General features: G+C 70.4%; 14 protein-coding genes. All 14 read right to left on the bottom strand.

The annotated features are described in order from the left end of the window. Window positions 1-11: 11 nt before the first annotated feature. Window positions 12-311 carry an NADH-quinone oxidoreductase subunit NuoK gene (nuoK, locus tag AC1QRC_RS05925; RefSeq protein WP_484205870.1) on the bottom strand — a complete coding sequence of 100 codons (300 nt, stop codon included), beginning with the start codon at window positions 309-311 and terminating at the stop codon, window positions 12-14. Then, entirely contained in the window at window positions 308-1147 is an 840-nt protein-coding gene (locus tag AC1QRC_RS05920) for an NADH-quinone oxidoreductase subunit J (protein WP_484205869.1), read from the bottom strand. Before AC1QRC_RS05920 ends, nuoK begins: the two co-directional genes overlap by 4 nt. After that, window positions 1144-1785, bottom strand: coding sequence for an NADH-quinone oxidoreductase subunit NuoI (gene nuoI / locus AC1QRC_RS05915; RefSeq protein ID WP_484206583.1), 642 nt, complete (start codon window positions 1783-1785; stop codon window positions 1144-1146). Before nuoI ends, AC1QRC_RS05920 begins: the two co-directional genes overlap by 4 nt. Window positions 1786-1870: 85 nt before the next feature. After that, window positions 1871-3310, bottom strand: a complete 1440-nt coding sequence (gene nuoH / locus AC1QRC_RS05910; RefSeq protein WP_484205868.1) for an NADH-quinone oxidoreductase subunit NuoH — start codon at window positions 3308-3310, stop codon at window positions 1871-1873. Further along, on the bottom strand, window positions 3307-5808 hold the full coding sequence (locus AC1QRC_RS05905) for an NADH-quinone oxidoreductase subunit G (protein WP_484205867.1): 2502 nt from the start codon (window positions 5806-5808) through the stop codon (window positions 3307-3309). The genes nuoH and AC1QRC_RS05905 overlap by 4 nt, the downstream gene beginning before the upstream one ends. Then, entirely contained in the window at window positions 5805-7118 is a 1314-nt protein-coding gene (gene nuoF, locus AC1QRC_RS05900; protein WP_484205866.1) for an NADH-quinone oxidoreductase subunit NuoF, read from the bottom strand. Before nuoF ends, AC1QRC_RS05905 begins: the two co-directional genes overlap by 4 nt. Continuing rightward, the gene (nuoE, locus tag AC1QRC_RS05895) at window positions 7115-7957 is read right to left on the bottom strand and encodes an NADH-quinone oxidoreductase subunit NuoE (RefSeq protein WP_484205865.1); all 843 of its coding nucleotides are present in this window, start codon (window positions 7955-7957) and stop codon (window positions 7115-7117) included. Before nuoE ends, nuoF begins: the two co-directional genes overlap by 4 nt. Further along, window positions 7954-9300: an NADH-quinone oxidoreductase subunit D gene (locus AC1QRC_RS05890; RefSeq protein WP_484205864.1), complete on the bottom strand. Its 1347-nt coding sequence runs from the start codon at window positions 9298-9300 to the stop codon at window positions 7954-7956. Before AC1QRC_RS05890 ends, nuoE begins: the two co-directional genes overlap by 4 nt. Then, the gene (locus tag AC1QRC_RS05885; protein ID WP_484205863.1) at window positions 9300-10103 is read right to left on the bottom strand and encodes an NADH-quinone oxidoreductase subunit C; all 804 of its coding nucleotides are present in this window, start codon (window positions 10101-10103) and stop codon (window positions 9300-9302) included. The genes AC1QRC_RS05890 and AC1QRC_RS05885 overlap by 1 nt, the downstream gene beginning before the upstream one ends. Before the next feature lie 111 nt (window positions 10104-10214). Then, window positions 10215-10769 (bottom strand): NuoB/complex I 20 kDa subunit family protein, encoded by a 555-nt coding sequence (locus AC1QRC_RS05880; protein ID WP_484205862.1) that lies wholly within the window; start codon window positions 10767-10769, stop codon window positions 10215-10217. A gap of 68 nt (window positions 10770-10837) precedes the next feature. Next, on the bottom strand, window positions 10838-11200 hold the full coding sequence (locus tag AC1QRC_RS05875) for an NADH-quinone oxidoreductase subunit A (RefSeq protein WP_484205861.1): 363 nt from the start codon (window positions 11198-11200) through the stop codon (window positions 10838-10840). 58 nt (window positions 11201-11258) lie between these two features. After that, window positions 11259-12581, bottom strand: a complete 1323-nt coding sequence (locus AC1QRC_RS05870; protein ID WP_484205860.1) for a geranylgeranyl reductase family protein — start codon at window positions 12579-12581, stop codon at window positions 11259-11261. Between the two features lie 124 nt (window positions 12582-12705). Beyond that, a complete protein-coding gene (locus AC1QRC_RS05865) occupies window positions 12706-13296 on the bottom strand; it encodes an exonuclease domain-containing protein (protein WP_484205859.1) in 591 nt (196 codons plus the stop codon). A 92-nt stretch (window positions 13297-13388) separates the two neighbouring features. Further along, window positions 13389-15254 carry a DUF294 nucleotidyltransferase-like domain-containing protein gene (locus AC1QRC_RS05860; protein ID WP_484205858.1) on the bottom strand — a complete coding sequence of 622 codons (1866 nt, stop codon included), beginning with the start codon at window positions 15252-15254 and terminating at the stop codon, window positions 13389-13391. Between the last annotated feature and the right edge of the window lie 24 nt (window positions 15255-15278).

Raw genomic sequence — 15278 nt, 5'->3', positions numbered from 1 at the left:
ACGCTCGCTCCTTACAGCTTCAGCAGGTTGGCATCGTCGACCGAGGCCGATCGACGAGCACGATAGATGGACATGATGATCGCCAGGCCGACCACGACCTCGGCGGCGGCGACGACCATGACGAACAGCGCGTAGACCTGGCCGTCCAGGGCCCCGTGCATCCGGGCGAAGGTAACCAGCGCCAGGTTGCAGGCGTTCAGCATCAGCTCGATGCCCATGAACACCACGATCGTGTTGCGCCGGGTGAGGACCACCAGCGCACCGATCGTGAAGAGGATGGTCGACAGGTAGATGTAGGCCGACAGGTTCACCGCTGTGCCTCCTCGGACGTCGCGCCGGTCCGATCAGCACGGTCCGACTCGTCGGCATCGGCGCCGGCTTCGTCACCCTCGGCCGCACCGATCGAGTCGTATGCCGTGTCCGTCGCCTCCTCGAAGACCTCCGGGTCGATCAGCTGGTCCCGGGCGACGAGCACGCGGGGGACCGACAGTTCGGTCGGGGTGCCGTCGGGCAGCAACGCCGGCGTGTCGGAGGCGTTGTGCCGCGCGTAGACACCGGGGTTCGGCTTGCCGGCCAGGAACGAGCCGGACCGGACCCGGTGGGCCGCCGACGCGCGCTGGTCACGGCGCGGCAGCAGCCGCTCGCGGTGGGCCAGCACCATGGCACCCATGACCGCGATGACCAGCAGCGTGCCCAGGACCTCGAAGCCGAAGACCTGCACGCTGAAGATCTCGCGCGCCAGCGCGGTGATCGACCCCTCTGCCTGGGCGGCGGCCAACGCGTCCGAGTACTCCGGGAAGTTCACCCGGGCGACCATGGCGACCGCCAGTGCCAGGAAGACCAGGCCCAGGATCCAGGACCACACCCGCTGACCGGGCAGCGTCTCGATCATCGAGTCGGACGCGTCGACGCCGACCGTCATGACCACGAAGAGGAACAGCATCATGACCGCGCCGGAGTAGACGAAGATCTGGATGATTCCCACGAACTCGGCGTGCTGGGCGATGTAGAAGACACCCAGGGACACCATGACCAGCGCCATCGCCATCGCGGCGTGGACCGCCTTGCGGGCGAACAGCAGCCCCAGGGCGCCCAGCACCGTCGCCGGTGCCAGGACCCAGAACAGCAGGGCCTCAGCGCCACTCATCGGGTGACCTCCTCGGACTGATCGGCCTGCGCGCCCTCGTGGACGTCGCGCTCGACCTGGGCCTGCGGCAGGTCGGCCTCGACCTCGGGGACCTCGCCGTCGGTGTCCCGCTGCGCGACGTAGTCCCGCTGGGCGGCGGTGGAGGTGGTGACGGTTCCCCGGTAGTAATCGCGCTCCTCCATACCCTCGGCCATCGGGAACGGCGGGGGGAGCATGCCTTCACGCAGCGGGGCGAGCAGCTGGTGCTTCTCGTAGATCAGCGGGGCCCGGGCGCTGTCGGCGAGCTCGTACTCGTTGGTCATCGTCAGGGCCCTGGTCGGGCACGCCTCGATGCACAGCCCGCAGAAGATGCAGCGCAGGTAGTTGATCTGGTAGACGCGGCCGTACCGCTCCCCCGGCGAGAACCGGGCGCCGTCGATGTTGTCGGCGCCCTCGACGTAGATGGCATCGGCTGGGCAGGCCCACGCGCACAGCTCACAGCCGACGCACTTCTCCAGGCCGTCGGGGTGCCGGTTGAGCTGGTGCCGGCCGTGGAACCGGGGCTGGGTGGGCCGCCGCTCCTCGGGGTACTCCTCGGTGTAGACCTTGCGGAACATGGTGCCGAAGCTGACACCGAACCCGGCGACCGGGGCGAACAGGTCGGAGAAGAAGCCGCCGCGCTCGGCGGCCTTCTCGTTGCCCGTCGTGCCCGATCCCGTGGTGTCCGGTTCGGGGGTCTGTGACTCAGCCACGAGTGTCCTCCGTGCTGTCGGAATCGGTCGGGTCGGCGGACGGGTCGGTCCCCGACGGCGCGCCCGCGCTCACCGTCACCGGCTCGGCACGCTCCACCGCCCTGCGGGGCTCCACCAGCGTCTGGCCGGGCAACGGCGGCACCGGGAACCCACCGGCGAACGGGTCCACCTCGGCCGGTGGCCGGCGGGCGGCGAGGGTCGCCTCGCGGGCGTCGCTGGACCGCTTGTCGAGCAGCAGCAACGCCCCGATCACGACCACGCCGACGACGGCCAGGGTGATCGGCAGGACGTACCGGCCCTCACCGAAGTAGCCGACCTGCGCGGCGCGGATCATCATCACGGCGATCACCCACACCAGGGAGGCCGGGATGAGCACCTTCCAGCCCAGCTTCATGAACTGGTCGTAGCGCACGCGCGGCAGGGAGCCGCGCACCCACACGTAGAAGAAGATGAACAGCCACATCTTGATGGTGAACCAGAGCAGGCCCCACCAACCCTCGTTGAACATGCCGTCGTTGATCGCGGCGATGCCCGGGGGTGCCTGCCAGCCACCGAGGAACAGCGTGGTGGCCAGCGCGGAGACGGTGAACATGTTGATGTACTCACCGAGGAAGAACATGCCGAACTTCATCGAGGAGTACTCGGTGTGGAACCCACCGCCGAGCTCGCCCTCACCCTCGGCGAGGTCGAACGGGAGGCGGTTGGTCTCGCCGATCATCGTGATCACGTAGACCACGAAGGAGAAGAACAGCGGGATGATGTACCAGAGCCCGTCCTGCGCGGCCACGATCTGGCTGGTCGACATCGACCCCGAGTAGAGGAAGACCGCGACCAGGGACAGCCCCATGGCGATCTCGTAGGAGATCACCTGCGCGGTCGAGCGCAGCCCGCCCAGCAGGGGGTAGGTCGAGCCGGAGGACCACCCGGCCAGGACGAACCCGTAGGCCCCGACTCCGGCGACCGCCAGCACCAGCAGCACGGCCACCGGGGTGTCGGTCAGTTGCAGCGGCGTGGTGTGGCCGAACATCTGGACCGTGCCGCCGAGCGGGATGATCGCGAAGGAGACGAACGCCAGGGACCCGACGAGCAGCGGGGCCAGGATGAACATCACCTTGTCCGCGGCCTTGGGGGTGACGTCCTCCTTCATCATCAGCTTCAGGCCGTCGGCGAGGGTCTGCAGGATGCCGAAGGGCCCGAACCGGTTCGGACCGGGCCGCTGCTGCATCCGCCCGATGACGCGGCGCTCGAACCAGATGACGATGAGCACGCACAACAGCAGGTAGACGAAGACGCCGACCGCCTTGATGAGGGACAGCCACCAGGGCGTGTCGCTGAAGTCGGCGGCCGGGTAGTCCGTCATCTGGACCGGGACGGAGGCCAGCACCGAGGGTCCGTATGCGGTGAGGTCGCCCACCGCTGCCAGCGCACTCATGCGACACCTCCGGAGAGCTCTGCGGCACCGACCCGGACGACCGCGCCGGCATCGACCCCGAGGGTGGTGCGCACCGTGGACCCGGTCGAGTTGGTCGGCACCCACACCACGTGGTCCGGCATGTCGGTGAGGGCTGCGGGCAGGGTGATCTCCCCGTGCTCGGTGCTCACCAGCACGCCCTGGCCCTCGGCGATGCCGGCTGCGGCCGCGGTCGCGGGCGAGAGCCGGGCCACCGACTTCTTCGCGGTGCCGGCCAGGAAGGGCTCACCGTCCTGCAACGACCCGAGGTCCAGCAGGTGGTGCCAGGTCGCCAGGACAGCCTCGCCCTCGGCAGGTCGCGCCGGGCCCCCGGCGGGCACCTGCGGGGCGGGCACCCGCTCACCCCAGGCGCCCAGCGCCTCCAACTCTCCCCGGACGGCGTTCGCGGAGCGCGTGCCGAGGGAAACGCCCATGGCTCCGGCCAACAGGTCCAGCACCCCTGCGTCGCTGCGGGCGTTGGAGTCCAGCGCCTGCTCGAAGGGGCGGACCCGGCCCTCCCAGTTCACGAAGCTGCCGGACTTCTCCTGCTGCGGGGCGACCGGCAGGATGACGTCGGCGTACTCGTGCACGGCGGACTCGCGGAACTCCAGGGACACCACGAAGGCGCGCTCCAGCCCCGCGCGGGCCGTGCCCGGGTCGGCCAGGTCGTCCGGGTCGACGCCCGCCACGAGCAGCGCCGACAGGTCGCCGGAGGCTGCAGCGGCGAAGATCGCGCCGCTGTCGCGTCCGGGCTCCGCGGGGATCTCGGCGCCCCAGGCTTCGGCCACGGACTGGCGCGCCGTGGCGTCCTGCACCGGGCGTCCGCCGGGCAGCAGCGTGGGCAGGGCGCCGGCCTCGATGGCGCCTCGCTCTCCCGCACGCCGCGGGACCCAGGCCAGGGAGGCACCGGTGTGCTCGGCGAGGGCCGCCACGGCCGACAGTGCCCCGGGCACGGCGGCCAGGCGCTCGCCCACCAGGATCACCGAGTCGGCGGTCAGCGCATCGGTCGCCTCACGCAGCAGGCCCTCGTCGCCGGGGTGCTCGACCATGGCCCGCAGCACTTCGGCCTCGGTGCCCGGTGCCACCGGCAACAGGGTGCCGTTGACCTTCTCCAGCCCGCGGGTGGCGAAGGGTGCCAACGCGTAGACCGGGGTGCCGTGCTGGCGGTTGGACTTGCGCAGCCGCAGGAAGATCGAGGGGGACTCCTCCTCCGGCTCCAGCCCGGCCAGGAGGACCGAGGCGGCAGTCTCCAGGTCGGAGAAGTGGACGGTGTTGTTGCCCACGACCCGGGCCCCGAGGAACTCGGTCTCCTCCGCCGTGTGCGGCCGGGCGCGGAAGTCGATGTCGTTGGTGCCCAGGGCGATCCGGGCGAACTTGCTGTAGGCGTAGGCGTCCTCGAGGGCGAGCCGGCCACCGGTGAGCACGCCGACCCCGCGGTCGGTCCGGGCCGCGCCGAGTGCGCTCGCGGCGGCCGCCAGTGCCTCGTCCCAGGAGGCGACGCGGTACTGCCCGTCGGCGTCCCGCACGACCGGGTCACGCAACCGGTCCGGCTGCACGGCATACGGGAAGGCCCAGCGACCCTTGTCGCAGTTCCACTCCTCGTTCACCTCCGGGTCCTCCAGCGCCATCCGCCGCAACACGACGCCGCGCCGGTGGTCGGTGCGGATCGAGCAGCCGGAGGCGCAGTGCTCGCACACGCTCGGGGTCGACACGAGGTCGAACGGGCGGGAGCGGAACCGGTATGCCGCGCCGGTGAGGGCACCCACCGGGCAGATCTGCACCGTGTTGCCGGAGAAGTAGGACTCGAACGGCTGCTCCTCGTAGATGCCGACCTGCTGCAGTGCACCGCGCTCGATGAGGGCGATGAACGGGTCGCCGGCGATCTGGTCGGAGAACCGCGTGCACCGCGCGCACAGCACGCAGCGCTCCCGGTCCAGCAGCACCTGGGAGGAGATGTTGATCGGCTTGGGGAAGGTGCGCTTGATGTCCTCAAAGCGGGTCTTCGGCCGGCCGTTGGACATGGCCTGGTTCTGCAGCGGGCACTCTCCGCCCTTGTCGCAGACGGGGCAGTCCAGCGGGTGGTTGATCAGCAGCAGCTCCATGACGCCCTGCTGTGCCTTGTCCGCCACCGGCGAGGTGTGCTGCGTCTTGACCTGCATGCCGGGCGACACCGCCAGCGTGCAAGACGCCTGCGGCTTGGGCATCGGGCGGTAGTTGCCGTCCTTGTCGGGGGTCGCCACGTCCACCAGGCACTGCCGGCAGGCGCCGACGGGGTCCAGCAGCGGGTGGTCGCAGAACCGGGGGATCTGCACGCCGATCTGCTCGGCGGCACGGATCACCAGGGTTCCCTCGGGCACGCTGACCGCGACGTCGTCGATGGTCAGCTCGACCATCTTCACGTCCGGCTCGGCCGGGACCTCGGCGTTGCCGCCGGTGTCCACCGCGTTGCCGCCCGAGGCGGGTGAGGTGTTGATCGTCATGCCGGCTGGCCCTCCTTCGCGAACAGGGTCGACCGCTCCGGCGGGAACAGTTCGTCGGCCGGGGTGTGCATGCCGGCCTCGAACTCCTCCCGGAAGTACTGCACCGCGGAGGTGACCGGGCTGGTCGCGCCGTCACCGAGGGCGCAGAACGCCCGGCCCAGGATGTTGTCGCAGATGTCGACGAGCTTGTCGATGTCGTCCTGGCTGCCGTGGCCGGCCTCCAGTCGCTCCATGATCTGCTTCAGCCAGAAGGTCCCCTCGCGGCACGGGGTGCACTTGCCGCAGGACTCGTGGGCGTAGAAGTCGATCCACCGGGAGACGGCGCGCACCACGGAGGTGGTCTCGTCGAAGATCTGGAGCGCGCGGGTGCCCAGCATGGAGCCCGCCGCGGCCACCGACTCGAAGTCGAGCGGCACGTCAAGGTGCTCGTCGGTGAAGATCGGGGTGGAGGAGCCGCCAGGGGTCCAGAACTTCAGCTTCTTGCCGCCCCGCATGCCGCCGGCCATGTCGAGCAGTTCCCGCAACGTGATGCCGAGCGGTGCCTCGTACTGCCCGGGCCGGGTGACGTGCCCGGAGAGGCTGAAGATGCCGAAGCCCTGAGACTTCTCGGTGCCCATCCCGGCGAACCAGTCCGCACCGTGCAGCATGATCGGCGGGATGCTCGCGATGGACTCGACGTTGTTGACCACGGTCGGGCGGGCGTACAGGCCTGCGACCGCCGGGAACGGCGGCTTCAGGCGAGGCTGGCCGCGCCGACCCTCCAGGGAGTCCAGCAGTGCCGTCTCCTCCCCGCAGATGTAGGCGCCGGCGCCGGCGTGCACCGTGATGTCCAGGTCGTAGCCGCTGCCCAAGATGTCCTTGCCCAGGTAGCCCGCGGCATACGCCTCCTCGACCGCGCGCAGCAGCCGGCGGTAGACGTGCACCACCTCACCGCGCAGGTAGATGAACGCGTGGTTGCAGCCGATGGCGTAGGAGGTGATGACCATGCCCTCGATGAGGAACTGCGGGGCCGCCATCAACAGCGGGATGTCCTTGCAGGTGCCGGGCTCGGACTCGTCGGCATTCACCACGAGGTAGCGGGGCCCGCCGTCCGGCGGGGGCAGGAAGCCCCACTTCATGCCGGTCGGGAAGCCGGCGCCGCCACGGCCGCGCAGCCCGGAGTCCTTGGCGGCCTGGACCAGGTCGGCAGGGTCGCTCTCGAGGGCGCGGCGCAGGCCCTGGTAGCCCTCGTGCTGCTCGTAGGTCGCCAGGGACCAGGACTGCGGGTCGTCCCAGAACTTGGTCAGGATGGGTGTCAGCGTCGTGCTCACCGGTCCGCCTCCTTGTCCCCGCCGGACGCGCTGTCCGTGGAGCTGTGCTGCCCGCCGGTGTGCGGCGCGCTGTCGCTGCTGGTGTCCTCGGCTGACCCCGCCTGCTCGGCCGCACCCTCCCCCGGCGCGGTCCAGCCGCGTTCCTTGGCCAGCCGCAGCCCTTCCAGGGACGCCGGGCCGGCACTCACGCCCTCGTCGGCGAGCCCGTCGGGGAAGCCGGCGAGCACCCGCGAGACCTGCTTGAACGAGCAGACCCGGCCCGGGCCACGGCTGGGCCGCACCTCGGCACCCGCCCGCAGGTCGTCGACCAGCGTCTTGGTGGACTCAGGGGTCTGATTGTCGAAGAACTCCCAGTTGACCATGACCACGGGGGCGAAGTCGCAGGCCGCGTTGCACTCGACCCGCTCCAGCGTCACCTTGCCGTCGGCGGTGGTCTCGTCGTGGCCGATGCCGAGGTACTCGCTGACCTCCTCGAAGATCTGGTCGCCGCCCATGATGGCGCACAGCGTGTTGGTGCACACCCCGACGGTGTACTCCCCATTGGGGTGACGCTTGTACTGGGTGTAGAAGGTGGCCACACCGGACACCTCGGCGGTCGTCAGGTCCAGCTGGTCGGCGCAGAACTGCACGCCCCGGCCGGTGACGTACCCGTCGACCGACTGCACCAGGTGCAGCAGCGGCAGCAGCGCCGACCGCTTCTGCGGGTAACGCGCGATCACGTGCGCCGCGTCCTGCGTGAGCTGGGCCAGGACATCGTCCTCATACGGTTCGTCGCTGGCGTGCAGCGGGGTCTGGTGGTGCAGCGGGCCCGGTGCGTGGGCCTCACCTGTGGCGCTCATCGGTCCACACCTCCCATCACGGGGTCGATCGAGGCCACGGCCACGATCACGTCGGCGACCAGGCCACCCTCGGCGAGCACCGAGGCGGCCTGCAAGTTGTGGAACGAGGGGTCGCGGAAGTGCGCCCGGAAGGGGCGGGTGCCACCGTCGGAGACGACGTGCACCCCGAGCTCGCCCTTCGGCGACTCGATGGCGGCGTAGGCCTGCCCCGGCGGGACCCGGAATCCCTCGGTGACCAGCTTGAAGTGGTGGATGAGGGACTCCATCGACTCCCCCATGATCTCGCGGATGTGCTCCAGGCTGTTGCCCTGGCCGTCGCCGCCCACGGACAGCTGGGCGGGCCAGGCGATCTTCTTGTCGGCGACCATGACCGGCTCACCCTCGCTGGCACGCAGCCGGGCGATGGCCTGCTCGGCGATCTTCAGTGACTCCCACATCTCCTCGATGCGGATGCAGGCGCGGTCATAGGCGTCGGCGCCGTCGCGGGTCACCACCTCGAAGTCGTAGGTCTCATAGCCGCAGTACGGGTCGCTCTTGCGCAGGTCGTGCGGCAGGCCCGTCGAGCGCAGGATCGGGCCGGTGATCCCCAGCGCCATGCACCCCGTGAGGTCCAGGTGTCCCACGTCCACGGTGCGGCCCTTGAAGACGGGATTCTCCAGGAGCAGGTTCTCCAGGTCCCGGATGCCCTTGCGCAGCTCGTCCAGCTCGGACTCGAAGAGGTCCAGCGCGCTGGCGGGCACGTCCTGGGCCACCCCGCCCGGACGGACGTACGCGTGGTTCATCCGCAGCCCGGTCACGGCCTCGAAGAAGCGCAGGATCCGCTCCCGCTCGCGGAAGCACACGGTCATCACCGTGGTGGCGCCCAGCTCCATGCCGCCGGTGCCCATGCAGATCAGGTGCGAACCGATCCGGTTCAGCTCCATCATCAGGACCCGGATGTCGTTGGCGCGCTGCGGGATCTGGTCGGTGATGCCCAGCAGCTTCTCCACGGCCAGGCAGTAGGCCGCCTCGTTGAAGATCGGCGTCAGGTAGTCCATCCGGGTGCAGAACGTGGTGCCCTGCGTCCAGGTGCGGTACTCCATGTTCTTCTCGATGCCGGTGTGCAGGTAGCCGATGCCGGCCCGCGCCTCGCGCACCGTCTCGCCGTCCAGCTCCAGAATGAGGCGCAGCACGCCGTGCGTGGAGGGGTGCTGCGGGCCCATGTTCACGACGATGCGTTCCTCGCCGAGCTCGTGGATGTCCTCCACGAGCTGGTCCCAGTCGCCGCCGGAGGCGTTGAAGACGCCCCCCGCGGCGTCGTCCTCGGGTCCCCCGTACAGGTCGTCCTGTGTCTGCGTCGTCATCAGCTGTAGCTCCTGCGCTGGTCGGGCGCCGGGATGGTGGCGCCCTTGTACTCCACCGGGATCCCACCCAACGGGTAGTCCTTGCGCTGCGGGTGCCCGCGCCAGTCGTCCGGCATCAGGATCCGGGTGAGCGCCGGGTGCCCGTCGAAGACGATCCCGAACATGTCGAAGGTCTCCCGTTCGTGCCAGTCCACCGCCGGGTAGACCGAGACCACGGAGGGCACGTGCGGGTCCTCGTCGGGGCAACTCGTCTCGACCCGGACCCGCCTGCCCCCGTTGGTGATCGAGAGCAGGTGGTAGACCGCGTGCAGCTCCGCACCGGTGTGCTGGGGGTAGTTGACCCCGGAGACACCGTTCATCATCTCGAAGCGCAGCGCCGGGTCGTCGCGCAGCGCCTGCATCACCGTGAGCAGGTGCTCCCGGTGCACGTGCAGGGTCAGCTCGCCCCGGTCCACCACCACCGCGGGGACGGCGTCACCGTAGGAGGAGCCGATCGCCTGCTCGAGCGCGTCGGCGACGTCGTCGAACCAGCCCCCGTAGGGGCGGGCGGTGGCCCCCGGGAACAGCACCGGGCGCTCCAGCTCCCCGTAGCCGGAGGTGTCGTTGCCCAGCGAGGAGCCGAACATCCCGCGCTTGCGGGCCATCACGACGGGCGCACCGGGCTCGTCCGTCGCCGCCGGTGCGGTCTCCTCGACCGGGAGGTCGTCGTGCGGGCTGGTGCCGGCCTCGGTCGGGCTCGCGCTGCTCTCGTCGGCGCCAGGAGTCACGGCGTCGTCCTTCGGGGCATCCGGGGTCTCGCTCACGCCATCACCTCCGGCTCGTGTCCTCGCGTCGCTGTCATCACGCCATCACCTCCGGCGCGATTCCGCGCTCGCTCCGGGCCTCGCTCCGCTCGTGTCCTCGCGTCGCTGTCATCACGCCAGCAACCCCTTCATCTCGTGCGTCGGCGTCGCCGCCAGCGCCGCTGCCTCGGCCTTGCGGGCCGCCTCCACGCGGTCCACGCCGATCTTGGAGTTGCGGATGGACTCGTGCAGCGACAGGAGCGCGTTGAGCAGCATCTGGGGCCGCGGCGGACAGCCCGGCAGGTAGATGTCGACCGGGACGATGTGGTCCACGCCCTGGACGACCGCGTAGTTGTTGAACATGCCGCCGGAGCTGGCGCACACTCCCATCGACAGCACCCACTTGGGGTTCGGCATCTGGTCGTAGACCTGGCGCACGACCGGGGCCATCTTCTGACTCACCCGGCCCGCCACGATCATCAGGTCCGCCTGCCGCGGGGTCGCGGCGAACCGCTCCATGCCGAAGCGGGCGATGTCGTAGTCCGGGGTGCCGACGGCCATCATCTCGATGGCGCAACACGCCAGCCCGAAGGTGGCCGGCCACACCGACCGTGACTGCATCTGCCCCACGACTCCCTCGACCGTGGTGAGCAGGAAGCCGGACGGGAGTTTCTCCTCAAGTCCCATCGTTCACACCCATGCCTTCCGTGACCGGGACGCGCCGTCTGCCAGCGCCGCGTGCGTCGCCCTGACCGTCAGTCCCATTCCAGACCACCCCTGCTCCACTCATAGACGAACGGGACCGAGACCACGACGAGGAAGAGCAGCATCGCCACCACGGAGAAGAGCCCGACCTGGTCGAAGGCGACCGCGAACGGGTAGAGGAAGAGCACCTCGACGTCGAAGACGATGAACAGCATGGCGGTCAGGTAGTACTTGACCGGGATGCGCCCGCCGTCCCGGGCCGGGGGCGTCGGCTGGATCCCGCACTCGTACGCCTCGGCCTTGGCCCGGTTGTAGGTGCGCCGACCCATCACGGCACCACCCGCCACGGAGACACCCGCGAAGAGGAGTCCCAGCGCGAAGAACATCAGCAGGGGCAGATAGGTCTGGCTCATCGCCCACGCTCCTTTCGGGTGGCTCGCCGCGGCCCAATCCTAGGGGTGCTCGTGCCCATCATGCCGCAGGAGCGATCTTCGTGAGGGCCGTGATGATGCGGTCGTCGACGCGGCCGCCGTGAGGCTCCCCGAGGTTGGCCATCACCTTGAGGAGGAACTTCATCAGGGTCTTGCGCGGCAGACCGTACTTGGTGGCCAGTCGCATCACCTCGGGGTGACCGATCAGCTGGGCGAAGTGGCGCCCGAGCGTGTAGTAGCCGCCGAGCGCGTCCTTCATCACCCGCGGATAGGACTGCAGGACGCGTTCGCGGGCCTCCGGGGTGGTGCGGGCCATCGCCTGGGCGATGACCTCGGCCGCCAGCCGACCGGACTCCATGGCGTAGGCGATGCCCTCGCCGTTGAACGGGTTGACCATGCCGCCGGCGTCGCCCACCAGCAACAGGCCGCGGTCGTAGTGCGGCTGCCGGTTGAAGCCCATCGGCAACGCGGCTCCGCGGATCTGACCGACCTGCGTCTCCTCCGAGTACGTCCACTCCTCGGGCATGGTGGCCACCCAGCGGCGCATGACGTCCTTGTAGTCGACCTTGCCGAAGGCGTCGGAGGTGTTCAGGATGCCCAGCCCGACGTTGGAGGTGCCATCCCCCACCCCGAAGATCCAGCCGTAGCCGGGGAGCAGGATCTTCTCCCCCGCGTCGTTGGTGGACCACAGTTCGAGCCAGGACTCCAGGTAGTCATCGTCGTGTCGGGGGCTGGTGTAGTAGGTGCGCACGGCCACGCCCATCGGGCGGTCGTCCCGCTTGGGGCGGTCCATGGACAGCGACAGGCGCGAGGAGTTCCCGTCGGCGGCGACCACGACGGGCGCCCCGTAGGCCACCTCCTCGCCGGTCGGCCGGTTGTCCGAACCCATGACCTTGGCGCGGACTCCCACCATGTGGCCGGTGCGGTCATCCAGGACAGGGCCCACGACGTTGGTGAGCTGGTGCAGCTTCACGCCCCGGGACTGGGCGTGCTTGGCCAGGATGTCGTCGAAGTCCTGGCGGGTCCGCACCAGGCCGTAGGGCGGGAAGGCGCTGTTGTCCGGCCAGTCCAGCTGCAGCCGCATGCCGCCACCGATGATCCGCAGCCCCCAGTTCCGGATCCACCCGTCCTCCTCCGGGGTGGGCACCCCGAGGGTGATGAGCTCGCGGACCGCACGCGGGGTGAGTCCGTCACCACACACCTTCTCGCGGGGGAAGGCGGTCTTCTCCAGGAGCAGGACCTCGAGGCCGTGGGCGGCCAGGTATGCCGCAGTGGCCGACCCACCCGGGCCCGCACCGACGACGATCACGTCGGCCGTCTCGTCGAACCGGACGGGGGCGGTTGCGACCGACTGCTCACTCACCGAAGACGCCTCGCTTGTGAAGGGATTCACGAACTCCGGGCCAGTCTAGGTCCACCACGGAGGAACGATCACTAAGGTTTGCCTCACCCGAAACAGCGCTGCCGCTGGGGTCTGCCCGGCCCGCTCAGCGGACCCGGTCGGTGAGTTGGCGCAGCACGAGGGACCCCTCGCCTGCCAGGTGCGCCACCTGGGCCAGGTAGAGCTCGGCGCAGCCCAGGGCGTCGGTCATCGCGTCGTGCGGCGGGTAGGGGGGCAGCCCGACGTGCGCGCGGGCTGCAGCGAGGTGCAATTCCCCGTCTCGGACCGCGCCGTGGGCGCGGCCCCGGCGCAGCACCCGGCGGTGCAGGTGCACCGTGTCGACCACGGTGAAGGAGGGCGCCTCACCGAGCAGGCGGCGGCAAGCCCGGGTGAGGAAGCCCACCTCGATCACCGCGTGGTGGGCGAGGAGGACCCGGCCCTCCAGCGCCGCGAGGACCTCCGGGAGCACCTCGCGCAGGTCGGCGCCGGCGGCCAGGTCGTCGTCGGTGAGTCCGTGCAGCGTCGCGCTGTGCCCGACGCCGCGACCCGCCTCCGGGCGCACGACCACGTGCCGCGCACCGGACAGGTCGATGTCGCGCCCGTTGACCGGGACCAGCCCCACGGCCACCACGTCGTCGCGGGCGGGGTTCAAACCCGTGGTCTCCAGGTCGACCGCGAGCAGCCGCAGGTCCTGCACCGGACAGGCGGGGTCTGGTGTCGGGCCGGCGCTGTCAGGGTTGCGGCCGGTCCGACCGTCACGGCTCCACCACGGCGCAAGCCGGCGCCCCGTCATGACAGGTGCCCCAGGGCCATCCGCTGGGACAGCGACTGCTGCGCCGCCTGGACGATCCGGAAGGCGTCCCGCAGGTGACGCCGGTCGAAGTCGGTGAGGTCGGCGGGGTTCACGAAGTTGTCGGCGGCCCGCCCGGCCCGGACCTGGTGACCCTGGTGCCGCAACCGCACGTAGGCCAAGAACTCCAGCGCGTCCCGCAGCTCGGCGGCCAGGGAGCTGCTGAGCGAGCCGGCGAGCGCTGCGTCGGCGAGCCGCGTCCGCGTGTTCACCTCGCGCAGCCCGTGGCGCAGCGCGTGAACTCGTGCCAGGTCGACGACCACGGACACTCCCCCGTGCTTGAGGTCCAGGGTGTCGCGGTGCTCCCCCTGTCGGACGAGCGCGAAACCACGGAAGAAGCCGACCGGTGGGCGCTGCCCCACCGCGTGCGAGGCCAGATAGGCCAGGAACAGGGCCGCGTCGGCGGTCTGCGCCAGCACGTCGTGCCGCAGCCCCGTCACCAGGTCGTGGTCCCCGTGGAGGGGCCGCATGTCGAAGAAGATCGCGCCGTTGAGCACGGCCTGCGGCTGCGGGGTGTCCAGCCATCCCGCGAAGTGCTGCCGCCACGTGCGGACCGGGGCCCGCCACCGAGGGTTGGTGGCCATCACCTCACCCGGGCACTCGGCATACCCGCAGGCAGCCAGCCCGGAGCGGACCCGCACGGCCAGGTCGAGGAAGTACCCGTCGTGCGCGCGCTCCGCCTCGTCCGAGAGGACCAGGGCATTGTCCTGGTCGCTCGCCAGGCCCTGCTCCTGCCGGGCCTGGGAGCCGAGCACCACCCAGCAGTAGGGCACCGGGGGTGGCCCGAGAGCCTGCTCGGCAAGCACCAGCAGGCGCCGCTCGATCGCGTCCCCGAGCGCGGTCACCACCCGGCCGATGTCGTCCGCCGAGGCGTCCTCCGCCACGAGTTGTTGCAGGATCACCGGGATCCGCTGCGCGTACCGGGCCAACGCCGCCTCGTCGGCCGCCGCGGCGATGTCGGCCACGAGGTAGACCGGGTTGTTGTGCTCCAGCCGCATCAGGTCCGTCCCACTGACCAGGCCCCGGACCCTGCCGCTGCCGTCGACGACGGGCAGGTGGTGGATGGTGCGGCCCACCATTTCCATCAGCACCTCGAAGGCCAGTGCGCCCTCGCGCACCGTGGCGGGGTCGGGAGTCATCACGGCACCCACCGCGTCCTCGGTGGTGCGCCCAGTGGCCACCACGCGGGTCCGCAGGTCGCGGTCGGTCAGGATGCCCACCAGCCGTCCGGCCTCGAGGACCAGCACCGAGGAAACCCGTTCGTCGGTCATCAGCCGGGCCGCCTCGCGGATCGTGGCCGTCGGCCCGATGGTCACCGGGGGGCGCCGCACCAGGTCGGACACCTCGGTCTTGAGCACCGCCCCACCGCGTGCCGTCGCGTGCAGTACCCCGACCGCCCGACGCAACCGCGCCGTGTGCGCCTGCGTGTAGAACCCGGCGAAGCCCTCGTGCTCCCGACAGACCCGGTCGAACACCTCCCCCGGCACCACCAGCAGCAGGCAGTCCTCAAGGGCGGTGAAGTCATAGCGCGAGGGGGCCCGTTCGACCAGCGCCGACATCCCGAAGGAGGTCCCGGGGTCACTGCGTTCCACCAGGGCGCCCTCTGGATCGGTGATGTCGACCGCCCCCGACCGCAGCACGAACATGTCCTCCCCGGGATCCCCGACCGACCGGATCCGGGTGCCGCGCCGCACGTAGCGCACGGTCATCGAACGCGCCAGCGTCGCGAGCGCGTCCGGCGGGAGCTCCCGGAACGGCGCGTGCTGGGCGAGGAAGTCCCGCACCTGGGTGACGTCGGTGTTCATCCGTATGCCGTTCCTCGCCCTGCT

This window comes from Ornithinicoccus sp. (genome assembly GCF_057176825.1).
This window is presented reverse-complemented; position numbering and strand designations above follow the sequence as displayed.